Below are 24,542 nucleotides of genomic sequence, written 5' to 3'. Positions count from 1 at the left end.
AGTAAGTGTGTTGCACATGGAAGATATTCAAAAGAGAGAAATAGAAACTTCTGAAAAGTTGGTAAAAAGGTATGAGGTTACGTTTCCGCAAGCGGTTGTACAGCCTGTAGTTAATGTAAAATTGAAGGAAAAGCAAAAAAGTGCTAAAGAGCCTGGTTTTAGAGAAGGGCAGGTTCCCTTTTTTGTTGTAGAGAGAAAATATAAAAAATCTCTTACTCAAGACGCCATCAAAGAGAAAATGCAAGAGGTGGTGTTTGAGTTGACTGAGTCTTTTAAAGATAAAGTCTTGGGCAAACCAAAAATTGAAGATTTCAAGGAAGAAAACGGGGCGGTGAGTTTTCGCTTTTCTGTAGAGTTATTTCCTGAGTTTGATATGCCTGACTTTAGTAGCATTGATATAGAACACTATAATATTAAAGTGTTAGATTCTGATATTGATGATTATATTGGTCTTATTGCTCGTGCCAAAAGACAGATAGATGAAGAAACACCAAAAGAGGATCCTATAAAAATGGGAGATTCTGTTCTTATTAATTGTAACTTTTTCTTGGATGGAAAATTGCTAGAGAACAGAAAGATAGAAAATAAGTATGTTGATATAGGATATAGTTCTATATTAAAAGAAATGACAGATGGCTTGATGGGGCGCAAAGTAGGAGATACGCCAGAGTTTGAAGTCACTTTTCCATATGAGGAGATGGATAAAGAGATTGCCGGTAAAAAGTGTTTGGCAAAAGTAGAAATATTAGATGTACGTAGATATCTTGAAACTCCTGCCATAGATCAGGCTTTTGCGGAACAATATGGCTGTGCTAGTGTAGCAGAGTTACGTTATCGAGTATCTGGTCTTTTAAGAGATACCGCATATGAGGACTTGTTTGGAGTGAATAAGGCTAAGCTTTTTGATAGTCTAGAGAAGATGCTGGATTTTGACGTACCCACAAGTATCTTTGAAGAAGAGTATTCTGGTCTGCTAAAGAATGAGGAGTTGAAAAAACATTTGTCTTTAAATCAGGATGATTATCAGCAGTATTGTCGTAACCTCGCTATGAGAAAGATGAGAATTGGCCTGCTATTGTCGGAATATACTAAGAGAAACAACATTCGTGTCTCGGAAGAAGAATTACAACGTCACATTGATGGAGAAATAAGAAAGTTTCCAGATCGTAAAGAACAGATTTTAAAATATTACAAAGAAAATGTTTCTTTGGTTTATTCAAATCATCTGGAGCAGAAAGCTGTCTCTAATGTTCTTTCTGTAGAAGTTAATCTTGTTGAGTCTGACAAAACTCTAAGTGAAGTTAAAAAGATAGTTAACAGCGCAAAACAAAGCCTCGCTAATAGAAATTAAGCCTTGATCCCATCTCTTTTTACACCTGTTTTGTGTAGTCTGAGAGTGCAATTGCTATTCTTAAGGTTTCTGTCCTGTTGTTTTTTAATGACCTGAAAGGTGTGGTTGAGGCATTTTCTTTTATATTTATTTTAGTTGCCTTTTGTTAAACGGATATATTTGTATACGGCTATTAACTTTTTTCGAAAAGTGTGTAGTTGTTTATGCTTTTATAAAAATTGTTTTGTTTTTTGTCAAAAAGTACAGACGATTATACAATCTTTATATGTGGGGCATTGTTCGCCATAATCAGCCTTTGTGAACTGTCTTATCTAGAATACTCTTTCAGAGCAACACTGTTATAAATATTTTGTAGCGAAGGTTTTGTACAAAAGAAAAAATTTTGGGAGTTTTACTTGTTTAATTCGGTGAATCAAAGTGTATTTTGTTTATTAGCTATATTTTGGTACAACGCTTTTGTGAGAAGCCAAATTTAAGAATGTATCTTGACTAGTTCAGGACCATCATTAAAGGACAAAGGTGTGCTAAGAAGAATAACTACTCTTCTATCTATTGGGACGTTTCTTGAGTATTTTGATCTCATGTGATACTTCCTTATGAGAGTCATAATAGATCGTTATTTCTTGCCAAAAGAAGGACGTTGAATTTTAAGCAGAGTGGCCTTTATACACTCCTTGACATCTTTAGGACTTTTGGAGGATTGCTTTTCAGATGGATAGAAGATGTGCTGTTAAGGCAGTTTATTTTACTGATCTACCTTAATTTTCTGGAAAGCATGTGTCTGCACTACATTTTTGCCTTCTTATGCCAAAATAAGAGCATGCGCAAAGTGCCTGTATTATACCGTATAGATGTAAATTTATTAACATCTTTGTATTACTCCGATGTATTGGCGATGTAATACCAGAGTGATGCAATGAATTTTTCTATCGTCTTAATTTTTACACCATTGTGATTTGATGCATATGTTATCAAGCATATTTCGATACTATGCTTGATATATTGTCTATTTTCTTTATCTCTAAAGATTTGGCACGTAGAGTTTTGAGAAAATCTTTTATTTATTTGCTTTGCAGTAACCACTAAATAATTGTTTAGTCGGAGTTAGTTTCATGCATTTAATATTGGATTAATAAACCGACCTGATACTAGTAACTTCAAGTTAAATGAAACAGTTAATTATTTATTACTGAATAACGCATCCTTTTTCATAATACGATGTAGAATTATGTTTATTTTTTAACGGTGCCGCTAGATGGGATTGAACCGTCGACCTCTTCATTACCAATGAAGTGCTCTGCCACTGAGCTATAGCGGCATGTGTTTTATTATATACACGCAAATTGATATAGAGCAACCTGACATAAAAATGTATTCGCGTCAAGGCAAAAAAGTGTTAACAGTTTAACACTAAAAGGTATATTTTGCTATTTATATAGTGTTGCAAATATAACACATCTGGTTTTTGAAATTATCCTTACTATAGGTATGATCTTTTGTTTATATATTTTTCATGGTACAAGCCTTTCGTGACTGAGCTAGAAAAGGCCTTTTGGTTAGTGGTTTTTGTTGTTGTTTTTTGGATGTTTTTTCGGCTGTATTTCAGTTAAAAAGTGAAATAATGTTAATTTAATTTTTTCGTATTTAAATAAAGATATGAGTAACAAAAAGAAAATAATGGCAGCCGCATTGATAGCTGCTTCGTCTGCTTGTGTATCTGCAAAGGATGATGCTTTCAGTTTTGGGCTGGGAGTAGATTACACTGTACCTGTGGATACTTGGGGCAGTGCTAGGCATTCTCAATGTAGTTATAGGAGTGTTAACAATTTACCTGGTATCAATACTACTAATGTCAAGTTGTTGAGATCCAAGCATGATAGAGTTGGTATGTTCTCTATTACTCCTCGCATTGCCTATGGTATTAACGATACCACTAAGCTTGGGATTCAGTTTTCTTTCAGGCCAGAAGGATTGAGAAATGACTATCCTATCCAAAGAAATGTTGCCAATGAAGACACCGTAAAGGGCCTTGATACAAGTAAGATGATTAAGGATGTTGTTAAGGCTTTTGATACTGGTGTTGCAGCTGCTGGTGGTGGACATGGTAAAGTGGAAACTGTTTGTTTAGATGCTATTAAAGCATTGCATAAAGCAGATTTAGATAAATTTTCTACAATGTCTCCTGGGGATAAGGTAAAATTGTCTGATAGTGCTAAAGTTACTGAGGATGTGATAGAGAGTATTGCAGATAGACGTGGCGTTGCTTCTGATGAATTGAAAAAAGCCATTGCCAAAGTTGCAAGCATGGTTGATAGCTGTGAGGTATTGGCGCATGATGCTGATTGTGTGAAAGACATCAAAGATTTGATTACTGTGGCTGAGGTTGCTGGTGCTAGTAAAGAAGCAAAAGTTTTACAAGACGCTTTAAGGAAACCTGTTGACATTATTATGGAAGAGAAAATTGTTCCGCATACTGGTTTATTGACAGGAGAGTTTAAGTTTTACGATGGAGACCCTATGTCTGTTTCTCTATTAGCTGGTTTGGGTATGACACATTGGAGCCGTAGTCACACATATCATGACAACTCAGATAGGTCTGATGTAGAACATGCCTTTAAGGATGATAATTCTCGTTACAGTAGAGACTTCACTTTCTCTGGTAAGTTGGGTCTAGGATTTAGTTTTAACGTTTCTGATGTTGTTAATTTAAACTTATCAGCTAGTTACCAATACCTAGGTGAGCCTGAATTTGCTTATGAAAAATCTAAAACTTCTGACAAAGATGCGTCCGATAGGAGAAATTCTGGTAACAGGACTTCATCTTATTCTAGCAGAGATCTAGGGGGACATTTCTTCTCTGTTGGTTTAGATCTCTCTAAAGAGTTTTAGTCAAAATTCTGATCAAGATCAGGTATTTGCAAAACAAAAAAAGGCCTCTTAATTATTAGAGGCCTTTTTTCATGTCTATTTTTCTTTGCATTCTGATAGATTCGATAACTTCTGAGAGTAGTATTTGGGCTGCTAAGGTATGTTGAAGTTCGTTGTTATTTTTTTTTGTCTGCATTGTCTCTAGTAATCTATCTGCTGATTTTGATGAAAATCTTTCATCGTACAGAAGAATTGTCATACATTTTCGGAAGTATGACAAAGAACTTGCAAACGCTTCTACAATTTTTACTAAATTACCTTTTGTTCCATCAAGCATTAATGGCAAGCCAAGTACTATTCCTGTAGCTTTATATTTATTTACGATAGTTTTTATGTCTTTTAGTTGAGACTTTCTTGATAGATGAGTTAACGAATATAAAGGCATAGCTACTCTTTGATTTGCGTCAGATATAGCTATTCCTATGTGTTTGCAGCCATAATCCAAGCCAAGTAAAGCACCACTATTTGGTATTAGTTTTATGAATTCCTTTATGCTGTAAGTAATCAATTTAGTCGTGTTTAAATGATAACGGAATGGGTTTTTCTAAAAACATGAATATTTACATTCTAATTAGTGTAATTTTTTATATATACTTTTTTTAGAAATGGAGACGTCTTTACCTATTTTGTCTAAGTAAGTTTTGTACTCTGTATAATTACCTTCAAACCATCTAATTTGTTTTTCCTCTTTATCGAAATCCATTATGTGAGTTGCTACTCGATCTAAGAACCATCTATCATGGCTGACAACTAGCATTGTACCTGTGAACTGCTCTATTGCTGTCTCTAAGGATCTCAAAGTTTCTATATCCAGGTCGTTTGATGGTTCATCTAAAAGTATTACATTGGCTTCTTTTTTCAACAATTTTGCCATATGCAACCTATTCCTTTCTCCTCCGGATAGATCCTTTACCTTTTTCTGTTGAACATCTCCTTTAAAGTTAAACATAGAACAGTAGGCTCTAGTTTTAATTTTTCTATCGCCTAGTTGTATCTCTTCTAGTTGTTCTGATATTTCTTCCCATACTGTATTTTCGTCTTGAATATTATCACGCAATTGATTTACAAACCCTATACTAACAGACTTTTCTATTTCTATTTCTCCTGTGTCTGAGACTTCCGTCCCCGTGATAAGGTTCAGAAAGGTTGATTTACCAGCTCCATTTGGTCCAATAATACCTACAACAGCATTTGAGGGTATAGTACAACTAAAATTTTGAAATAGTATATCGTTTTGAAAACTTTTACTTATATCGTTTACACGGATGGCTACTTTACCAAGTTTGGGACCATTGGGTATGAAAATTTGTGATGTTGTGTCTGATATTGTTTGTTTTTGCGCTAATAACTGGTCGTATGCTTTAACTCTTGCCTTATTTTTAGTATGTTTCCCTTCAGTGATCCATTGAAGTTCTCGTTTTATTTGTTTTGCCAAATCTTTCTGTCGTTGTTTTTCCATCCCAAGATTGTTGTATTTTTTTTCTAACCAAGAAGAATAATTTGATTCCCACGGAACACATTTTTTATTATCTATTTCTAATATCCAATGTGCTATATTATCCAAGAAATATCTGTCGTGTGTGACTAGTATTACAGTACCCGTGTATTCTTTTAAGTAATGTTCTAGCCATGCAACTGATTGGGCATCTAAATGGTTTGTTGGTTCATCTAGTAGCAACATGTCAGGTTTTTGCAATAATAATTTACATAATGCTACTCGTCTTTTTTCTCCTCCAGAGAGTATGGTTGTGTCTTTATTTTTTTCTGGGCAGGATAGAGCGTTCATAGCGACCGATACCTCATGTTCTAGATTCCAACCATTTACCGCATCTATCTGCTCTTGTAATAGTGTTTGCTGTTCTAGTAAAGACTCTATTTCTTCTGGAGAAGCGTTAGAGAATTTTTGACTTATTTGATCAAATTGTTTCAGTAATTCTGTTTTTTCTTTAAGTCCCATCATAACGTTTTCTAGTACAGTTTTAGAGCTGTCGAGCTGTGGTTCTTGAGGCAGATATCCTATTTTTACATTTTTGTCTGGCCATGCTTCTCCTTCGAATTCTTTGTCTAGTCCTGCTATAATTTTCATTAGGGTAGATTTACCCGCTCCATTGGATCCTATAATTCCTATTTTTGCACCGTATAGAAAAGATAGCCAAGTATCTTGGATGAGAATTTTATTTCCCACGGCTTTGCTTAACTTTTTCATGACAAAGATGAACTGAGAGGTCATATTATACCTAATGCGACTGTTATTCTGTACATTTTACAGCTTAAGTGAGATATTGATCTATTGCACTATTAAGCTTCATGTAGCAAAGCATAGGCTATCATATTTGTATATATAAAACGAAGTATGGTTTGTATTTTATCTATATTTTTTCTTTTTGTTATGTTTGTATTGTGGCGAAATGGTCTTTTCGTTAGGACAAATTTTTTCTCTTCTTCAAAGCATTATATCAATAAAAGATTTCATAATCTTACACAACCTGCCACAAGATATAAGGGTAGTATATTGTCTTTAAAGTTATGGAAGGCGATGTTTAAGATAGTGTTTGCTTCCTGGCCAAGGCAAAAGAGTTTAAAAAAAAGACGAGTGTTACATGAAAGGGAAAGCAATTTAGTTACTTACTTTATTAATCATGCTACTTTTTTGATTCAGGTAGGACAGTATAACTTTCTTACTGACCCTGTGTGGTCTGATAGGGTTAGTCCTTTTTCTTTTGCAGGTCCAAAACGCGTAAAAGATGTTGGTATTTTGATGCAAGATCTTCCGCAAATAGATTTTGTTTTAATTAGCCATGATCACTATGATCATTTGGATATTGCATCTATTAAGCGGTTACAACATATGTTTAATCCAAAGTTTTTCGTGGGATTAGGTGTGGATACTATATTAAGAAAACATGGTATTTGTAATATTGAGGTTATGGACTGGTGGCAGTATAAAAGCTTTGGCAGGAAGGACTGTATACATTTTGTTCCAGCTCAGCATTTTTCTGGTAGAGGATTGTTGGACCGTAACTCAACTTTATGGGGAGGTTTTGTTGTAGAATGTGCTGAAAAGACATTCTATTTTGCAGGAGATACAGGGTTTCAAGAAAATACATTTAACTGTATTAAGAATAAGTTTGGTTCTATTGATCTTGCTTTTTTGCCTATAGGAGCATATAAACCAAAAGAGTTTATGTCTCCTGTTCATATGAGTCCTAACGAGGCTGTGCTAGCTCACAAAATTCTTCTCTCTAAGAAAACAATAGCTATGCACTACGGTACCTTTTGCTTAAGTACAGAGGAATATCATGAGCCTGTGCAAGATCTAAAATTAGCAAAACAAAAGCATGGAGAAGAAGATAATGTGTTGGTTTTAGATCATGGAGAATATTTCTCTTTTTAAAATGTTTTTTTACTTGTAAATTCTAGGCAGCGATTTATTGAAGCTAAATCTTGGAATTCATTGACTATTTGAAATCCTTCTTTTTCAAAGATATTTTTTATTTCTACATCTTGTCCTTTTCCTATTTCTACAAATACAGACCCTGTGCACTTTAAGAACTGTTTTGCACACGACGCTATTGCTTTATAAGATTCTAACCCTGTTGTGCCCGACAATAGCGCCTGGGCTGGCTCAAATGTAAGAGTTCTATCTAATGTTTCACTTTTTTTTATGTAGGGAGGGTTAGATATGATTATATCAAACTGCTTCGAGTGTAAATTAGAATACCAGTTACTCAGTAGTAGTGTGAGCCTATTATGTACTTTATGAAGGGAAGCATTGATGTCAGCAACTTGTAATGCTTTTTGTGATATATCGACTCCAACTCCCTGTGCATTAGGTATGTTTTTGAGGAGCGTAATAATTATGCATCCGCTACCAGTACCTAATTCTAGTATATTGGATATAACATTTTTTTTTCTTAAAGCTGCTTCAATTAATGTTTCAGTTTCGGGTCTTGGAATTAAAACGTCTGGATTAACGAGAAACTCTAAACTAAAAAATTCTTTTTTACCCAATATATATGCTAAAGGTTCTCCATTGATTCTTCTTTTAGCAGCTTGTAAGGCAGCATCAAAATGAGCTTGTGGTATGTCATTTTCTACAAGTAGTTTTTCGTAACGCATTTTTGATACGTGGCATAAAATAGCCCTAGATTCTGTTTCTGGTGATGAGATGTTGGCTTGTCTCAACTTTTTCTTCAGTATATGAAGAATTGATACCGTTTTTGGCATTTATTGTATACCGGTAGAACCGAACCCTTGTTGGTTTCTTTGAGTTACATTTAATGTATCTACTTTTATAAAATCTATAGAAGAGTATTGAGTTAATACAAGTTGAGCTATCCTGTCTCCCTTATTGATGTGAAAGTCATGTTGACCTAAGTTAGTCATTATGACCTTAATTTCTCCCCTGTAATCACTATCTATCGTTCCTGGTGCATTGAGAACGATAACGGAATGTTTTGCCGCAAGACCAGATCTTGATCGTACTTGCGCTTCATATCCTACTGGTACTGCTATTGATATACCAGTTGGTATGATTGCTGTTGTACTAGGTTTGATACACATTTCATCTACCGCCGCTCTTAAATCTACTCCCGCGCTTCCTTGTGTTGCATATTTAGGTGTATCTTGTGATGGTGCATTGTCTAAGAATTTAATTTGTACTGCCATTGTATTAGTTTGCATGTCTTTTTAGTCTAAAGGTTATTACTTGAAAGCACATTTTTACTTTCTATTAACGTATAGCTTGTGTTTTATCACTTTTCAATTTCTTTTGAAAAAGAGTAGTTGATTGATACCTTGGTGTATTTAACAATAGCGATTAATTTCAACTCTGAATAATCGCTACTAAAAGTTGTACTATTTAGTTCGTTTTTTAAGTGCGTTTGTGTACGTTTACTGAATGAAAATTTTCAGCGAAACTTTAGCTCTTTCTGTGTATCATGACAAAAGTATGTTGCCTCTTAGATCAATATGTTGTATAGCTCAGTATGTGTTATTTTGTAACTATTGGCTGGTCTTATTCTAGTGTCTGAAGGGCGTTGCGTTTATTCGCAGAGGTTGATGACAAAGTTAGAAAAATTAAACCAAGAGTCTTCTTCTAAAGTAGATTTGGAAAAGATAGAAAGGGCTATTGAGTTTGCAAAAAAATATCATGACGGTCAATTTAGAAAAAATGGAGAGCCTTTCTATTCTCATCCTTTAGAGGTTGCCTATTTGATTTCAGACTATTGTTTTAAAACGTGTGTTATAGCAGCTAGTATATTGCATGACGTTGTTGAAGATACAGAAGCAACCATTGGTAATATTTTAGATCATTTTGGTTGGCGCATTGCTACTTTAGTTGATGGCGTGACAAGATATGTTGGAGGAGAGAAGGTGAGTATAGAATACATAGTGAATCGTGCTTGCGAGAAAGATGATTTTGAGATTTTATTGATAAAGCTTTTTGATAGGCTACACAATGTTAGGACTGCTAACTTTCTGTCTAGAGAAAAAAGAAAAGCGATGTTGCAAGAAACGCTGGAGCAAGTATTGGCCATAGCGTTATTTTTTGGAGCCTATTCTGTTGAAAGTGAATTAGGTAGGCTTTGTAAAATGGGTATCAATGGAAACAAATCTGCTGAAGAGAAAGTTATGTCTTTGCTAGGCGATGAAGAAAGCGACCTATCTGAAATATTTAGCCCTCCTAATAAGCTGCTTTAAAAAAACTGTTCCTCTCACGCTCAATGCTACTAACACAAGAATGGCGGGAGTGACGGGACTCGAACCCGCGACCACCTGCGTGACAGGCAGGTACTCTAACCAACTGAGCTACACCCCCAAACATAAATTCTACGCTCCTAGTAAGCGCTTCCTAAAGAAATCTAACGCTCTTTTCATCTTCTCAGAAGCTAGTAAAGCATAGAAGTTTGCAATCATTTCGGCACATTGCTCTCTTTCTGCTTCTTTTTCTATTTCTCTTAGTGCCTCTGCCCTGTTTAGTTCTATTAGATTTTTTTTCTCTTGATCTAGCTGTTGTATAGTATCATTAGTGTATCTTCTTATAGTGGCAAATGTTTCCAATAGCTTTTCTTTTGACTCTTTCAAGTGGTACTCTTTTGCGTTAGAGGTGTAATAGAGCAGATTGGATATATCTATCAAATGCGATGCTTCGTCCTCTGTATCAGTGTAATTTAAGGCACTATGTAACATCTCTTGCAAATATCCAGAAAAGCTTTGATGAGGCATTATTTTTATAGGATCAAAATCAAAGTTCATACTATCATTCCAAGAAAAATCTACAGTTTTCCCCTGTGTATTCATCTTTAGCGCTATACTGAATTTTCCATCTATATTAGTGAGTGTTTTTACAGCTTTTACTACACCGTCATATTTATCAATATTACTTTTTACAGCGTCGATAAATGCTGAAATGGACCCTCTTACTATTGCTTGTTGATCCTGAGGATTACTCCTCCCAACCTCATCCTGCACATCTGCTAACAACAGTCCCATTTCTCGTGTCTCCTTAGATATTTTTTTAATACATTCTATTGCGCTATCTAATACGCTATTTATCTGGTCACATTTCTCTTCACTGAAAAAGGCTTGTTTACCTTTGATATCCAGCAAAGTAGTTTCTATTTTTTCCTTTTGAATCAGATCATTGATTGACATTTTTTCAATCTGTTTTTCTCCGTGCTGAAAATCTTCTCTAGCTTTCCAAAACTTAAGCATAGATTGAGTAGAGAGGCTTTCGTAAACTGACCCTGACGATCCTATTAAATTGGGCATTGTACAGTATCTTTTTAATTAAGTTATAACTACCTTGCCTGTTTCATTTTCACACAAAACAACCTGTGACATGAGCAAATGCCAGTTTGCAAGATTTACTTCCTATATCGGGTCGGATTATAGCACCTATATTTTTGTAATGGAAGTTATTTATCTGCTTTATACCAGAAATTCTAGTGAAGTGGATCTTGTAGGCTGCAGATGTTGTTTTAGAGTTTTTTATGGTGAGAATTGCTGATTAATTTATGAAAGTTTCATGGTTTGAATTTGCCAGTATCAAGCTATTTAGCACATTTTATATTGTGTTATGTGCGTAATGATCAGTGGTTAGTGGCAACTACTTATAAATGCTGTTATTATCTTTTGCTTGTAAGAAAGGTAGGTTTAAATGAATATGTGTCAGTTTCTCAATTAATGGTGTATTACAGAAAATGAATTTGGAAGCAATTGAAAGTGTGGATATTACACAAGAGGTCAAAGGTTCGTACTTAGATTATGCTATGAGCGTTATAGTCAGTAGAGCTTTACCTGATGTAAGAGATGGTCTTAAACCTGTACACAGAAGGATTTTGTATTCTATGTATATGTCTGGCTTTATGCACAATAGGCCGCACAAGAAATCTGCTAGAACAGTTGGTGATGTTATAGGTAAATACCACCCTCACGGTGAGACAGCTATTTATGATGCTTTAGTGAGGATGGCTCAAGGTTTTTCTTTGCGAATTCCTTTAATAGATGGGCAAGGAAATTTTGGTTCAATAGATGGAGATGATGCAGCATCTATTCGTTATACAGAAGCAAGATTAGCTAAGATTTCTGATTTTTTGCTAAAAGATATAGCTCTAGGTACTGTAAATTTTAGGCCCAACTACGATAATTCAGAAAAAGAGCCTGAAGTGTTGCCTGCTTTAGTTCCTAACCTTTTGTTAAATGGTTCTGGGGGGATTGCTGTTGGTATGGCAACCAATATACCTCCGCATAATTTAGGTCAACTTGTGGATGCTTGTTGTTTGTATGTAGATAATCCTGATGTATCTGTTGATGAGTTAATAGATGTACTAGAAGGTCCTGATTTTCCTACCCAAGGGGTTGTGATAGGTATAAATAATCTGCGTAAAGCATATAAGACTGGCAGAGGAGTGATAATGATCAAGGGTAAGACAGAAATAGAAAATTATGGAGAGAGGCAGGCTATTGTGATCACGGAAATTCCTTATGCTGTTAACAAAGCCAAGATGGTTGAAAAGATAGGAGAGCTTATCAAAGAAGGGCGTATTGTTGGAGTAAGTGATTTGAGAGATGAGTCTGATAGAAGTGGTATCAGGGTTGTAGTAGAACTCAAAAGGGATACTATCGCTGAAGTTGTTGTAAAGCAGCTTTATACTTATACACCGTTACAGGTGAGTTATGGTATGAATATGCTAGCTCTTGATAATAATATGCCAAAGTTGATGAATCTCAGAGAGATCATTGGCTCATTTATAGATTTTAGAAAAGAAGTTGTACATCGTCGTACTACATTTTTATTAATTGAGGCAAGGCATAAAGGGGAAATATTACTTGGTTTGCTGCTAGCTGTGAGCAACATTGATGAGTTGGTTAGGACTATCAAGTTATCTAAAGATTATACCGAAGCTAAGGAGCGGTTAATGTTGATGAAATGGAATACAGAGACTGTAACAGAATTTTTGCGTCATATATTTCCTGATCATGAATACGGTGCGCAATTGCAGTTATCTGCCACTCAAGCTAAGGCAATTTTAGATATGAGAATAGCCCGTTTAACAGGCTTAGAAAGTCAAAAGATAATATATGATTTACGTGCTTTAGTTGTTGAAATAGCTGAATATGAAGGCATTTTGTCATCTGCTGAAAAGTTATTGAGTATATTAAAAGAGGAGTTGGTATGTTTAAGGAAAGAGTTTAACAGCCCTAGGCTTACTCTAATACAAAAATTTGAAGAGAAGGATTTGTCTGAAGAGGATTTAATACCGGAGGAAGAGATGGTTGTAACGTTTACCATGTCTGGATATGTAAAGCGTTTATCTCTAGATACTTACAGGGCTCAAAGAAGAGGCGGTAAAGGTAAATTGGCTACTAATGTGCAAGAGGATGATGCTATTACTAATATAATAGTAGGTAGTACTCATGCTAAATTGTTATTCTTTTCTACCACAGGTCAGGTATATAAGTTGAAGTTGCATGAATTGCCACTTGCTAGTTTGCAAGCTAAAGGTAAACCAATAGCTAACTTGTTACCATTAGCTTCTGGTGAAAGCATCGCTGATGTATTGTCTTTTTCTGTGAAAAATCTTTCAAAGGAAGATGTATGTATAGTATTTGTCACACAAAAGGGTAAAATCAGAAAGAATATGCTTTCTGATTTTGAGTACATTCCTTCTAATGGAAAGATGGCTATCAGGTTAGAGGATGATGATAGATTGATTTCTGTACAATTATGTTCGTTAGATGATCAAATTATGTTAGCAACTGCTAAGGGAAAGTGTATTAGATTTTGTTCTGATGCGGTAAGAGTGTTTAAGAGTCGCAGTTCTGACGGTGTAAGGGGAATAAAACTTGCTAAAGACGATAAAGTAGTTTCAAAAGCGATACTAAGTTGTGGTTCTTATTCTCAACAAGAAAGAAACGCTTACCTTACTATACCATTCAAGCAAAGATCTAAGTTATTGTCAGATCAGGGTGATTTGTCTGTTATGAAAGTGGTAGAAAAAATGGGTATTACAGACATGATTTCACTGTCTAAAATTTCTGATATGGCTCGAGATGACGTATTTCTTTTGTCTGTTACTGAAAAAGGTTATGGTAAATGTAGTTCGTGTTTTGAATATCGAACTGCTAATAGAGGTGGTAGCGGCGTAGCTAATCTTGCTGTTTCTGCTACGACTGGCGACGTGGTTGGCGTTGTATTGGTGAAAGATCTTGCGGAGGCTGAATTGATGCTGATAACGGATTTAGGTCGGGTGATAAGGTGCAAGCTTGACAACGTAAGGGTGACAGGGCGTAATACCAGAGGGGTAATTTTGGTAAAAACTCGTAAGAATGAGAGGGTCGTATCTGTAGCGCTTATCCATAATGCTATAGACGTAGATCAAATAGAATAGAAGTTTTTTTCTGCGTATGGTATAATTCCTTCTCCGCTTACTTTTGAAGGTTGAATTTATATAAAAAGAGAGATAAATATGTCAAAAATTGTTGTGGGATGTAGTAGTAACACGGATGCTACGCTAAAAATTTTGCAAAAAAGGTTAAGGCAAGAGTTGCGCTTTAGTAAAATGCGTGAGAGGCGCCATTATGAAAGCCCTTCTGAAAAAAGTAGAAGGAGATCTGCTGAGGCTTCCAAGCGCAGACGTAAGACCAGGTTTGGCAGAGCTCCTGTTATTTCCGCCATATAAATAGGTTAATATTTATAATACTGTTGCTCTATCGTCGAATACAAAACATTTCCCTTTTTATTTGCTTGCGTCTGTTTTGGTGTTTCTTAGGTAGGATAGTATTCCCCCTTTGAGTTGGAACACGCTAGTTGTGTTTAGTTCTTGTATTAGATATGAGGTAGCTTTTTCACAGCGTATTCCGCCTGTGCAATATGTTGCTATTTTCTTTCGTTTCAGACATACCGCATTTAGCATGCAAAGTCGCTAAAGGTTTCAATTTGTGGGTTTATTGCGTCTTCAAACGCTCCAAGTGAGTACTCATAAGCGTTTCTTGTGTCTAAAACTACTACGTCATTTTGGTTTGTAAAAGCGTTCCATGTTGATGCTTTAATGTATTTGCCTCTTTTTGTTAAGTCTAAATTATTTATCCTCAATTTTACAACTTCAGTTTTGATTTTAACCTTTAGTTTAGAAAAAGGATTCATAGTACTTCTGCTGAAGTTGTATGCATAATCATCAATCTTAAGTAGTCTAAGTATATTTTTTATAAATGGTATCGCGATATCGGAATTTGCTGCAAATGCACAATTTATTCCTTCTTGTGATATGATGAAAGAGCCTTTTATATGGCTTTTAGAGGCTTTTATTAGTATTGCATTTGACGCTTTTCTAAATCTTTAATCTTTGTTAAGGAGTATAAATTAACAACAAGAATACGATTAATATATTTTGCTTTCTCTATAGGGGGAATTGTAAAATTTGTCATTATTTCCTAATAATAAAAGGTTAATGATTAAGAATTGGGTATAATATCAACATGCTATATTTGCCTTTTTAAATCACCTTTTTAGTCAAAGTGTCAAATATTTTTCTTGTATAAAATTAATAATTAGCTTAGAGTTATTATATGGTTTCGTACGTTTTTGTAAAATCTTGTGCGTTGAATGGTTGATATACTGGCCTGCCAGTATGCAGTTAAGTTTTTAATTCGTTAATTCACAATTGTCAAATGGAAAACAAAAAAAAGGATGGCAGAGTTGATCAGGTGGATGTGATAATAGGCCAGAGGCTTTTTAGAAAAAGATGTTTGTTAGGATATAGTCAAAAAGATTTAGCAGAGTATGCTGGGGTTAGTATTCAGCAGATACAAAAGTATGAGAAATCTACTAATAGAATTGCTGGTGGTAGGTTATACAGGTTTGCAAAATTATTGAAAGTTCCTGTTGAATACTTCTTTGAAAATCTGGACGATATTTTGGATGGAAGAAGTAAAAAGGCTGCTTCTTTTGCAGAAGATCAAGCTATTTTTACTCCTAAAGCTTCAGAGCAAGATGTTATTACTAGTGAGAAAGAAATTATAACGTTGGTACGCTTTTACAATAGTATCAAAGATAAAAACGTAAGGAAGAGATTTTTAGAACTCATTAGAGCTGTATCTGGAATCAATAGCTATGTTTAAAACTTTTACAGTTTCTATATTTTTGTCTTTTTTTCTATTTGGTGGTGCTTCTGCCAAAACCAGAATAAAGGATGTCTCAAGTATAGCGGGTGTGAGGGAGAATTTTATCATGGGGTATGGTCTTGTTAGTGGTCTCGCTGCAACAGGAGATAATCTTAGGAGTTCTGTATTTACTAGACAAGAATTGGGTAACTTGCTTAGCCGTTTTGGTATGAGTATAAGCGGAGAGGCTGTGCGTACTAGAAATGTAGCGGCTGTTATAGTGACTGCTAGTCTTCCAACTTTTGCTCAGCCAGGTGGCCATATAGATGTAAAGGTTAGTGCTGTTGGTGATTGTACTAGTTTGTCAGGTGGTGTGCTATTACCAACGACATTATCTGGTCCAGATGGCATGGTGTATGCCATTGCTCAAGGAGCAGTGATGGTACAGAGATTTTCTCCAGCTTCTGCTGACGTGCGTACTAAATCTAATGAAAATTTGACTACAGGAACAATTTTGGGTGGTGCTGTAGTTGAAGCTAGCACTGATTTTGCTTTGCAAGATAGAGAGAGTATCGATGTTGTGCTACATAATCCTGATTTTATTACCGCTGTTGCGATTGCTGATAGGATAAATGATATGATATCTGGTAACCTTGCTTCTGCTATTGACTCTACTACAGTAAAAGTAAAAATCCCTAAACAATCTAACGTGATAAAACTTATAGCAAATATAGAAGCTATAGAGATTAATACTGATGCAAAGGCGTTAGTGATAGTGAACGATACTACTGGTACAGTTATAATAGGAGGCAATGTAAAAGTTAAGCCAGTTGCTATTGCGCATGGCAATATGGTTCTTAGCATTGGTAAGGAGCATGGAATGTTAAGAACGCTATCTTCTAAGAAATCGGACTCTACGAGAGGATTTGGTGTGCAAAATTTTTCCTATGGTGCAACTTTAAATGGCATAGTGGAGGGGTTAAATAGATTGGGAGTACTGCCTAAAGATCTAATAGATATAATAGGGTGCTTAAAATCTGCTGGAGCGTTAGATGCTACCGTAGAAATAAAGTAACCAATCTATCTTTTTTACATAGCGATTAGTACTTTTTTCTTTAGTTTCGATATCTTGTTGTATGACTCTATTATTCTCTGTTTGAGGAATAAGGCCTGAGTGTTTCTTTTTTGTAAAATGGAAAGTGTTTCTTTCCATATGGCGTTTGGGATATTTTTTGTTTTATTTAAGTGTTTTCCTTTTTTGTTAGATTGTTGTTGCGCTAGAATTATTATGTCACTCCCGGCTAAAATGGACTGTATAGCTGCTTTTTCTGGAGCGCAGTACTTGCTGATGATATGTTTGTTTAGATTGTCTGACACGATTACCCCTTTATATTTCAGCTGTTTTTTTAATAATTGATGCACTGTTTTGTGTGATAAAGGTGAAGGCCTTTTTTCATCGACTTCTCTGTTGTATGTATGACCTATCATTACAGAGTCGGAGAGGTTAGAGTTAATAATCTTTTTGAACGGAGTAATTTCTACTTCTTCCCAATTTGTTATTATATCAGCGTCATCATCGGACGCAGAATAGTTAAGATATTTTTGCCCTGGAAAATATTTCACGCTTGTTATTAGTCCATTATGCTTATGGGCTTTTATAAATTCTGTAGCATAAGTAACGATTGTATTAATGTTTTTACTAAACATTGTGCTGTGTGGATTTAAAATATCTGATTTCTTTGATATATTGAGAGATGGTCCTAGCAACATATTGAATCCTAGTGATTTTGTATTTTTAGACATATGTACATAAATTCTTCTTGCTTTAGATGCTGTCAGTTTTGTCATGTTGTATGGTCTTGGGTATACTTTAAATCCTTTTTTTTGTGATAGGCATCCGAATTTTCCTCCATCTCTTTCTACTGCGATTATGGTTGGTAGGTTATGTTTGCTTTTGCTCTTAGTATTCAAAATTGCTCTGTTTAGGTGTTTCAGTTGTTTGGGATTTAAAACGTTATGAGTTTCTATTATTACTCCTCCTATTTCTCTCTTTTTTATGTGCTGCATTATGGATTTTACATTTCTATCTCTAATGCTTGTACCCTTGAATCCTAGTATAATCATTTGTCCTAGCATTTTGTGTAACGTGTTTTTTTCATTTATAGACAGAAGTATTTTTGAGCCATATTCATTCGGCTTTGCTGTTGTGGTACTGTTAAATAACAGTAGAAGCGTTGTTGTTATGCAAAGTGTAAATTTTATCGCAGGTGCAAGTATGTTGTAAGACATAATTAAAAGTATAAAACAAGTTTCTTGATAACAACTTATAGTTAAAATTTCTTTGTGACAACCTAAAGTTTTTCTTTTTTACGAAATACAAAAGACGCGTAACGTATTATTTCTTTTATTTTTTTATTTTTATGTTGATAGATTCTCACTGCCATTTGACTTGGCCTAGTTTTGTTGATTGTGTACATGATGTAGTGTTAAATATGAAAAAAGCTGGTGTTGAGTATGTACAGACTGTGTGTACTAAAAGTTCTGATGTGTCAGCAATACTTGAGCTTGTAAATCAATACGACAATATTTTTGGTTCTGTTGGAATACATCCATTGGAGGCAGACAAAGATAAGATGGCATTAGAGAAAATATTGTTATATGCTCAAGAAGAAAAGATTATAGGTATTGGCGAGACTGGTTTGGATTTTTATAAAGGTGATGACAAGAATAAAATTTGTCAGATAGAGTCATTTCTTACTCATATTACAGCGTCTAAAACAAGTGGATTACCTCTCATTATTCATTCACGCAATGCAGACATAGATATGCAAAAGATTTTGCAAAGAGAAATGATGCAAAAATCGTTTAAAGGTCTTTTGCATTGTTTTACTGGTGGATGGGATTTAGCAGAAAGAGCTTTAGATTTGAATTTATATATTTCTATTTCTGGTATAATAACGTTTTCTAATGCTAGTGATCTACGTAGTATAGTCAAAAAGATTCCTTTATCTAGACTACTTATAGAGACAGATGCTCCATATCTTGCTCCGGTTCCGTATAGGGGTAAACTTAATCAGCCTGCATTTATTGTGGAGGTTGCAAAATGTATAGCAGAAGTAAAAGGAATTAGCTTTGACGTAGTATGCAAGGAGACGAGTAAAAATTTCTTTGACTTATTTGATAAGGCTGAAATGATTATGTCTTCTTAGTAAATGTGACATTAGTTTTAATGATTATATGGAAGTTCTTATTATTTGTGGCCCTACTGCCAGTGGCAAATCTGATCTTGCAGTGTTTTTAGCAAAAAAATGTAAAGGGGTGATCGTTAATGCTGATAGTGCTCAAGTGTATAAAGAATTTCGTATTCTTACAGCCTCTCCTAAGATAGAAGATTTGCAGGTAGTAGAGCATAGCCTATATAACTTTTTAAGCGTCAATGATGGGTTTTCTGTTGCAAACTATTTAACACGTGCTGCGGGTGTTATAGAAAATATCTTTGGGAGACAAAAATATCCTATTGTTGTGGGTGGTAGTGGTTTTTATATTTCTGCTCTTTTATCAGGGGTGCATAGCCTACCTCCTGTTCAGTGTTGCGTAAGCTCTGTAGTTCAAGAAAAAATACAAAAGTATGGAACACGATCAATTTATGACCTTTTGTTAAAAGTAGATCCTGTTTGGGCAAACAAGATATCTCCAAATGATTCCTATAGGGTTGCAAGAGGATATGCTGTTTTTTTACAAACTGGCTTACCTCTTACGTCTTTTCTTGAAGGAGATAGGTATAATCCTCTTTTAACTTATAAAAAGAAGATTATTACGCTTGTGCCTGAAAGAAGAATTTTATATGAAGCGTGCGATCAACGTTTTGATAATATGGTGCAAAATGGTGCGGTTAGTGAGGTAAAGGTTGCTAATGACTCTGGTGTTAAAATGAAAAACGCTAGCAATATAATAGGCGTTACGGAATTATTGCAGTATGTACGTGGTTGCTTGTCTTATGAAAATGCTGTATTTGTTGCCAAACAACGTACTAGAAATTATGCTAAGAGGCAGATTACTTGGTTTAAAAATCAAATTACACCTGATTATGTTATTAAGTACTCCTCTGTTGAGGAGTTATACAGCAAATTAGATGATTTAAGTATTGTTTAGTATAAAAGGACAAAATAGAAGTGTCGTTGACTATTAAGAGTTTCTTTGGGCTTTGTCTTAATTTTATGATGCCAAATAGGTGTCTTGCTTGTGGAGATTTTATTTTACGAGAAAGTGGCTTGTGTCATATATGTTGGAACTCATGCACTTTTATACAAGATAACTGTTGTATTACTTGTGGTAGGTTGTCTTGTTATCAGGGCTTAGAATGTGGTATTTGTTTTCTAGAATCTCCGCAATATAATAAGTCTCGTGCCTTGCTTAACTTTGATGAGTTTAGTAACGGCTTGATATATCGTCTCAAATATGGTGATAGGTATGACGTATCAGCCTTCTTTGCAAGGATGTTGCTTAATAGATACTCTGATTTTATTTCTGTTGCGGACGTGTTATTAGCCGTTCCTATGCATCCTCTTAAAATGATTTTTCGAAAATACAATCAGGCGCATTTATTAGCCAAGGATTTATCTAAAGTTTCAGGTAAGCCTTACCATCCTATGGTTTTGAAAAAATCCAAATTAACATTACCTCAAAAATCTCAAGATAGGAAAATAAGGAGAAAGAATCTTTTGGGCAGCTTTGTCGTGAAGCAAAAAGACAAAATACAAGGAAAAAACGTACTCCTCATAGATGATGTATTAACTACTGGAAGTACTGCAAATCTTTGTGCTGAGGCTCTTAAGAAAGCTGGGGCTAAGACAATCTATGTTCTAACCGCAGCTTCTGTGGTGTCGAAAAGATAAGAAAAAAAATTTGCCTAATCGCTATTTCTGGAACTCACTCCGAAAAATCTAAGTAAGTACAAGAACATATTTAGCACGTCTAGGTATAGTACAAAGGCTCCTATAATAGCGACCTTATGTAGATCTTCAGAACTGTGTGAGCTAGAGTAGTAGTAGGATTTTATCCTCTGTGTGTCATAAGCAACTATACCTGTAAATATTGCTACTCCTAAAACTGACGTTACAAAGTTTAAAGTAGAATTGTTGGGTAAGATTAGACTTATTACAGATGCTATTACTAATCCCCACAACCCCATGAGTAAAAAAGATCCAAATGCTGTTAGATCCTTTTTAGTCACGTGACCATACAAACTCATTAGCCCAAAAAGAGAGGCACATACTAAGAATGTTACAACGACGGACTCTCCAGTAAATGCAAAGCATACTGACGCCAACGACATTCCTGTCAGTATAGAGTATGCCCAAAACATGTTGCGAGCGGTATCTAACCTCATGGTTTCTTGTTTTAGGAAAAAGTATAATGCTATTCCCATAGGCGACAGTGAAACAAGAATGCCTAACTTTGTCATTCCTAACATGCCGTAAGGGTTAGTGATGAACATCATATCTCTTATAAAGCTAACGTTTGCGGTCAAAAACGCCGCTACAGCTGAGGTAAAAAGGGCTGAACACATATATTTGTACACACTTAGCATGTACGTTCTTAGCCCTGAATCTATTTCTATAGAAGAGTATCCTTGTTTGTAACTCATATTTTTGTCCTATTTGAAATTTATTCTAAATAAAAAGTGACTACCTGACGATAGGACCCAACTTATTACACACCCTCAAACCTTGTCTATAGCCCTTGACAAGAGAATTATACTTGTATACGAGAAACTTTCAAGATATTCTTTACCATGCTTGTGAACAAAGCTTATGTTTATAGTTGTCTAAGGGTGCTTTTTTTAGTTATTAAAGATGCGCTGATTGGCTTATTTTTGAAATTTGTTCTAAATCAATTTTATGCAAGGAAATAAGGGTGACATGTTGGCAAAATATGACGCTCGTATGATACAAAAAAAGTGGGATGAGAGTTGGCACAAAGAAGGGGTGTATAAATGGTCTGAGGAGGAAAGTAGGGGTGATTCATTCGTAATAGACACTCCACCTCCTACAATTTCTGGCGCATTGCATATGGGGCATGTTTTTAGCTATTGCCACTCTGATATGATTGCGCGTTATCAACGTATGAGGGGTAAGAATGTATTTTATCCTATCGGATTTGATGATAATGGCCTACCAACGGAGAGATTAGTGGAGAAGTTACATGGAGTAAAATCTAAAACATTATCCAGGGAAAAGTTTCGTGAATTATGCGATTCTACTGTAAGTAAAGAGAAGCCAAAGTTTAGGCAAATTTTGTCAGGCGTGGGCTTATCTTTTGATTGGTCTCTTGAATATTCAACTTTTAGTAAAGAGAATCAGAGATTGTCGCAACTTTCTTTTATGGATCTTTTTGAAAAAGGTCAAGTGTACAGTAAAGAAGATATGGTGTTGTGGGATCCTGTAGACCTTACAGCTATTTCACAACTAGAGGTAGAAGAGAAAGAAAAAGATTCATTTTTTTACGATATTAAGTTTAAGATCGATGGGGGAGAGGATGATGTTGTTATAGCAACTACCAGACCAGAACTGTTACCAGCGTGTGTTGCAGTTTTTTATAATCCGACTGATGCAAGGTATTCGCACTTAAATGGTAAGAAGGCCGTTACGCCTCTTTTTGACGTCTCTGTTCCTATTTTACCAGATGTGGATGTTGTAGTTGAAAAAGGTACTGGTCTTGTTATGTGTTGTACATTTGGGGATGCTACTGATGTTGTGTGGTGGAAGAGGCATGCGCTGCCTACGCGAGGTATTATTTCTACATCTGGCCATATATCCAATTTTTCATTCAAGGGCATTTCATATCAAGAAGACAAGGCTAAGGATATTTTTTCTGCTTTAATAGGTCTTAGTATTACAGACGCTAGAGAGTCTATTTGTGACATGCTACAGAAAGGTCATTTTTTACTTTCTAAACGGCCTATAACACACAGTGTGAAATGCGCTGAAAGATCCGGAGCCGTGTTAGATGTAAGGGTTATGAAACAGTGGTTTATAAAAAGTATGGAGCATAGAGATGTTCTTTTAAGATATTCTCAAGACCTAAATTGGGTGCCTAGTAATATGTTGTCTAAGATGGAAGCTTGGATTGATGGATTGTCTATGGATTGGTGCATTAGTAGACAGCGTTTCTTTGGGATACCGATTCCTGTCTGGTATAGCAAGAAAGATGGAAGTGTTATTTTGCCATCTAGAGCAGATTTGCCCGTTAACCCAGTTACTGATGTTCCGCAAGGATATACTAGAGATGAAGTTATTCCTGATTATGATGTTATGGATACCTGGGCTACAAGTTGTCTTTCTCCTCAGCTAAACGCTGGTGGTATTAGTGCAAATCTTTGTCTGAACGCAGACAGATATGCCAAAATTTTTCCTGCTGATTTACGGCCCCAAGGTTCCGAGATCATAAGGACTTGGGCTTTTGGTACATTACTTAAATCTTATTTACATGCTAAAACACCGCCTTGGAATACTGTTTTGATAAGTGGATGGTGCCTGTCTCCTGATATGCAAAAGATGTCTAAATCTAAGGGCAATGTAGTATGTCCAGAAGCTGTTATGGAGAAGTATGGTGCAGACGTAATAAGGTACTGGAGTTCGTCAACTAAGCCTGGTTCAGATATTTGCTATTCAGATGAAGTGATGCAAGATGGTAAGAAGTTGATTACAAAAATTTGGAATGCTGCTAAATTTTGCTACACACATATTTCTGATTTGTCGTTACATTCTTCTTTTCAAGAGAGTATAGATTCTAGAAAGATATTTTGTTCTTTTGATTTATGGATTTTGAAAATTATGAACGATTTGATAAAAAGTAGCGAGGAAGATTTTTCTAAGCATAGGTATCATGTTGTTCGTCAGACCGTGGCTCAGTCTTTTAAGATTAATTTTTGTTCTGATTACATAGAGTTGGTTAAAGCTAGAGTTTATGATGATGTTGGTCGCGATAAAGAAGGGCAAAATAGTGCTAAAATGACTTTGTACCTTTGTATAGTTACTTTTCTTAAGTTGTTTGCTCCTTTTTTTCCATATATTACAGAAGAGCTTTTTTCATATATTTCTAAAACGGGCGATTCGTCTATTCATGCTAGACATCAATGGCCTAAACAGCTAAATGTTGGCTTTTCGGCTGATGCGAGAGATAGTATTGATACTGCGTTAAAGATTTTGGGCCTTGCTCGTAAGCTTAAAAAGGGGTTTGCTAGAACTCCTGTCATACTCTATGTTGTATCGACTAGCGATATTCAGTTGCCGCAGGATGTAGTCAGAGATTTGGCTAGCGCAATGCTTGCCAAAAGGATTATTTTTAACGAGAAGGAAGTAGCAGAGTTAAAGCATTTGGATGGTATTTGCGAAGATGGTCTAAGTATTTTTTTAGAAACTATATAATTATGTGATATATTTATATAGATTTTCTTAAATTTTTAGATATTTATTATATTTGCCTGTTGATTTATTGTACTTAATGGTGTATCAGTGTCCCACTGGGTGTTGTGTTGTTAAGTATGTTGCATGTGGCCAGCTGTGTCAGTTTGTTAAAAGTTCTTTTATGTATTCTTCATATAAATCTATGATTAGCGATATAGGCTTTTTTGTTCTGATATCCAGGACCTATA

The 24,542-nt window shown here is 35.3% G+C and carries 20 protein-coding genes and 2 tRNA genes; 12 read left to right on the top strand and 10 right to left on the bottom strand.

Annotation, left to right across the window (positions count from 1 at the left end; all coding sequences use genetic code 11):
• Positions 1-16: 16 nt before the first annotated feature.
• Positions 17-1,351, top strand: coding sequence for a trigger factor (tig, locus tag FZC37_RS00335; RefSeq protein ID WP_148951754.1), 1,335 nt, complete (start codon positions 17-19; stop codon positions 1,349-1,351).
• A gap of 1,246 nt (positions 1,352-2,597) precedes the next feature.
• On the opposite strand, the gene FZC37_RS00330 is transcribed toward tig, so the two are convergent.
• Positions 2,598-2,669, bottom strand: a tRNA-Thr gene (locus FZC37_RS00330).
• A gap of 338 nt (positions 2,670-3,007) precedes the next feature.
• Between FZC37_RS00330 and FZC37_RS00325 the strand changes: the two genes are divergently transcribed.
• Positions 3,008-4,240, top strand: coding sequence for a hypothetical protein (locus tag FZC37_RS00325; protein ID WP_148951753.1), 1,233 nt, complete (start codon positions 3,008-3,010; stop codon positions 4,238-4,240).
• Positions 4,241-4,295: 55 nt separating this feature from the next.
• Here the strand turns inward: FZC37_RS00325 and ruvX are convergent, their stop codons facing one another.
• Positions 4,296-4,787, bottom strand: coding sequence for a Holliday junction resolvase RuvX (ruvX, locus tag FZC37_RS00320; RefSeq protein ID WP_148951752.1), 492 nt, complete (start codon positions 4,785-4,787; stop codon positions 4,296-4,298).
• A gap of 63 nt (positions 4,788-4,850) precedes the next feature.
• A complete protein-coding gene (gene ettA, locus FZC37_RS00315; RefSeq protein WP_148951751.1) occupies positions 4,851-6,509 on the bottom strand; it encodes an energy-dependent translational throttle protein EttA in 1,659 nt (552 codons plus the stop codon).
• A 123-nt stretch (positions 6,510-6,632) separates the two neighbouring features.
• On the opposite strand from ettA, the gene FZC37_RS00310 reads away from it, so the two are divergent.
• Positions 6,633-7,673: an MBL fold metallo-hydrolase gene (locus tag FZC37_RS00310; protein WP_148951750.1), complete on the top strand. Its 1,041-nt coding sequence runs from the start codon at positions 6,633-6,635 to the stop codon at positions 7,671-7,673.
• Here FZC37_RS00310 and prmC read toward each other — a convergent pair.
• Positions 7,670-8,506 carry a peptide chain release factor N(5)-glutamine methyltransferase gene (gene prmC / locus FZC37_RS00305; protein ID WP_148951749.1) on the bottom strand — a complete coding sequence of 279 codons (837 nt, stop codon included), beginning with the start codon at positions 8,504-8,506 and terminating at the stop codon, positions 7,670-7,672. The genes FZC37_RS00310 and prmC overlap by 4 nt on opposite strands.
• Positions 8,507-8,947, bottom strand: a complete 441-nt coding sequence (dut, locus tag FZC37_RS00300; protein WP_148952235.1) for a dUTP diphosphatase — start codon at positions 8,945-8,947, stop codon at positions 8,507-8,509.
• Between the two features lie 393 nt (positions 8,948-9,340).
• Here dut and FZC37_RS00295 point away from each other — a divergent pair, with 393 nt between their 5' ends.
• Positions 9,341-9,982, top strand: coding sequence for an HD domain-containing protein (locus FZC37_RS00295; RefSeq protein WP_148951748.1), 642 nt, complete (start codon positions 9,341-9,343; stop codon positions 9,980-9,982).
• 41 nt (positions 9,983-10,023) lie between these two features.
• Here the strand turns inward: FZC37_RS00295 and FZC37_RS00290 are convergent.
• Positions 10,024-10,100, bottom strand: a tRNA-Asp gene (locus tag FZC37_RS00290).
• Positions 10,101-10,111: 11 nt separating this feature from the next.
• The gene (locus FZC37_RS00285) at positions 10,112-11,053 is read right to left on the bottom strand and encodes a hypothetical protein (protein ID WP_148951747.1); all 942 of its coding nucleotides are present in this window, start codon (positions 11,051-11,053) and stop codon (positions 10,112-10,114) included.
• Positions 11,054-11,484: 431 nt separating this feature from the next.
• Here FZC37_RS00285 and gyrA point away from each other — a divergent pair, with 431 nt between their 5' ends.
• Both gyrA and rpsU read left to right on the top strand, forming a co-directional pair.
• Positions 11,485-14,175, top strand: a complete 2,691-nt coding sequence (gyrA, locus tag FZC37_RS00280) for a DNA gyrase subunit A (RefSeq protein WP_148951746.1) — start codon at positions 11,485-11,487, stop codon at positions 14,173-14,175.
• Between the two features lie 78 nt (positions 14,176-14,253).
• Complete coding sequence (gene rpsU / locus FZC37_RS00275) at positions 14,254-14,466, top strand: 30S ribosomal protein S21 (RefSeq protein ID WP_148951745.1); 213 nt, start codon at positions 14,254-14,256, stop codon at positions 14,464-14,466.
• A gap of 227 nt (positions 14,467-14,693) precedes the next feature.
• Here the strand turns inward: rpsU and FZC37_RS03160 are convergent, their stop codons facing one another.
• On the bottom strand, positions 14,694-15,092 hold the full coding sequence (locus FZC37_RS03160) for a hypothetical protein (RefSeq protein ID WP_281286400.1): 399 nt from the start codon (positions 15,090-15,092) through the stop codon (positions 14,694-14,696).
• A 362-nt stretch (positions 15,093-15,454) separates the two neighbouring features.
• Between FZC37_RS03160 and FZC37_RS00265 the strand changes: the two genes are divergently transcribed.
• Together FZC37_RS00265 and FZC37_RS00260 are read left to right on the top strand one after the other, a co-directional pair.
• Positions 15,455-15,904 carry a helix-turn-helix domain-containing protein gene (locus FZC37_RS00265; RefSeq protein WP_148951743.1) on the top strand — a complete coding sequence of 150 codons (450 nt, stop codon included), beginning with the start codon at positions 15,455-15,457 and terminating at the stop codon, positions 15,902-15,904.
• Entirely contained in the window at positions 15,897-16,961 is a 1,065-nt protein-coding gene (locus FZC37_RS00260; RefSeq protein WP_148951742.1) for a flagellar basal body P-ring protein FlgI, read from the top strand. The genes FZC37_RS00265 and FZC37_RS00260 overlap by 8 nt, the downstream gene beginning before the upstream one ends.
• Before the next feature lie 14 nt (positions 16,962-16,975).
• Here FZC37_RS00260 and FZC37_RS00255 read toward each other — a convergent pair whose 3' ends face one another.
• Positions 16,976-18,175, bottom strand: a complete 1,200-nt coding sequence (locus FZC37_RS00255; RefSeq protein ID WP_148951741.1) for a glycoside hydrolase family 3 N-terminal domain-containing protein — start codon at positions 18,173-18,175, stop codon at positions 16,976-16,978.
• A 131-nt stretch (positions 18,176-18,306) separates the two neighbouring features.
• On the opposite strand from FZC37_RS00255, the gene FZC37_RS00250 reads away from it, so the two are divergent.
• From FZC37_RS00250 to FZC37_RS00240, 3 genes are all read left to right on the top strand, one after another.
• Positions 18,307-19,095, top strand: a complete 789-nt coding sequence (locus FZC37_RS00250; RefSeq protein ID WP_148951740.1) for a TatD family hydrolase — start codon at positions 18,307-18,309, stop codon at positions 19,093-19,095.
• 28 nt (positions 19,096-19,123) lie between these two features.
• Positions 19,124-20,038: a tRNA (adenosine(37)-N6)-dimethylallyltransferase MiaA gene (miaA, locus tag FZC37_RS00245; RefSeq protein WP_148951739.1), complete on the top strand. Its 915-nt coding sequence runs from the start codon at positions 19,124-19,126 to the stop codon at positions 20,036-20,038.
• 65 nt (positions 20,039-20,103) lie between these two features.
• Positions 20,104-20,781 carry a ComF family protein gene (locus tag FZC37_RS00240; RefSeq protein WP_148951738.1) on the top strand — a complete coding sequence of 226 codons (678 nt, stop codon included), beginning with the start codon at positions 20,104-20,106 and terminating at the stop codon, positions 20,779-20,781.
• A 14-nt stretch (positions 20,782-20,795) separates the two neighbouring features.
• Here FZC37_RS00240 and FZC37_RS00235 read toward each other — a convergent pair whose 3' ends face one another.
• Entirely contained in the window at positions 20,796-21,533 is a 738-nt protein-coding gene (locus tag FZC37_RS00235) for a Bax inhibitor-1/YccA family protein (protein WP_148951737.1), read from the bottom strand.
• Between the two features lie 253 nt (positions 21,534-21,786).
• On the opposite strand from FZC37_RS00235, the gene FZC37_RS00230 reads away from it, so the two are divergent.
• Positions 21,787-24,315: a valine--tRNA ligase gene (locus tag FZC37_RS00230; RefSeq protein WP_148951736.1), complete on the top strand. Its 2,529-nt coding sequence runs from the start codon at positions 21,787-21,789 to the stop codon at positions 24,313-24,315.
• Positions 24,316-24,542 lie beyond the last annotated feature (227 nt).

This window comes from Candidatus Sneabacter namystus (genome assembly GCF_008189685.1).
In the GTDB taxonomy this organism is placed as follows: Bacteria; Pseudomonadota; Alphaproteobacteria; order Rickettsiales; family Rickettsiaceae; genus Sneabacter; species Sneabacter namystus.
Note: the sequence above shows the minus strand (reverse complement) of the source record. Positions and strands in the feature narration are given on the sequence as shown.

Coding starts and splice junctions, on each gene's coding strand:
- FZC37_RS00310 (WP_148951750.1), top strand. CDS start 6,633: ATGGTTTGTATTTTATCTATATTTTTTCTTTTTGTTATGTTTGTATTG.
- gyrA (WP_148951746.1), top strand. CDS start 11,485: ATGAATTTGGAAGCAATTGAAAGTGTGGATATTACACAAGAGGTCAAA.
- FZC37_RS00255 (WP_148951741.1), bottom strand. CDS start 18,175: ATGTCTTACAACATACTTGCACCTGCGATAAAATTTACACTTTGCATA.
- prmC (WP_148951749.1), bottom strand. CDS start 8,506: ATGCCAAAAACGGTATCAATTCTTCATATACTGAAGAAAAAGTTGAGA.
- FZC37_RS00325 (WP_148951753.1), top strand. CDS start 3,008: ATGAGTAACAAAAAGAAAATAATGGCAGCCGCATTGATAGCTGCTTCG.
- FZC37_RS00265 (WP_148951743.1), top strand. CDS start 15,455: ATGGAAAACAAAAAAAAGGATGGCAGAGTTGATCAGGTGGATGTGATA.
- dut (WP_148952235.1), bottom strand. CDS start 8,947: ATGGCAGTACAAATTAAATTCTTAGACAATGCACCATCACAAGATACA.
- FZC37_RS00295 (WP_148951748.1), top strand. CDS start 9,341: ATGACAAAGTTAGAAAAATTAAACCAAGAGTCTTCTTCTAAAGTAGAT.
- FZC37_RS00240 (WP_148951738.1), top strand. CDS start 20,104: ATGATGCCAAATAGGTGTCTTGCTTGTGGAGATTTTATTTTACGAGAA.
- tig (WP_148951754.1), top strand. CDS start 17: ATGGAAGATATTCAAAAGAGAGAAATAGAAACTTCTGAAAAGTTGGTA.
- rpsU (WP_148951745.1), top strand. CDS start 14,254: ATGTCAAAAATTGTTGTGGGATGTAGTAGTAACACGGATGCTACGCTA.
- FZC37_RS00250 (WP_148951740.1), top strand. CDS start 18,307: ATGTTGATAGATTCTCACTGCCATTTGACTTGGCCTAGTTTTGTTGAT.
- ettA (WP_148951751.1), bottom strand. CDS start 6,509: ATGACCTCTCAGTTCATCTTTGTCATGAAAAAGTTAAGCAAAGCCGTG.
- FZC37_RS00230 (WP_148951736.1), top strand. CDS start 21,787: ATGCAAGGAAATAAGGGTGACATGTTGGCAAAATATGACGCTCGTATG.
- miaA (WP_148951739.1), top strand. CDS start 19,124: ATGGAAGTTCTTATTATTTGTGGCCCTACTGCCAGTGGCAAATCTGAT.
- FZC37_RS00260 (WP_148951742.1), top strand. CDS start 15,897: ATGTTTAAAACTTTTACAGTTTCTATATTTTTGTCTTTTTTTCTATTT.
- FZC37_RS00235 (WP_148951737.1), bottom strand. CDS start 21,533: ATGAGTTACAAACAAGGATACTCTTCTATAGAAATAGATTCAGGGCTA.
- FZC37_RS00285 (WP_148951747.1), bottom strand. CDS start 11,053: ATGCCCAATTTAATAGGATCGTCAGGGTCAGTTTACGAAAGCCTCTCT.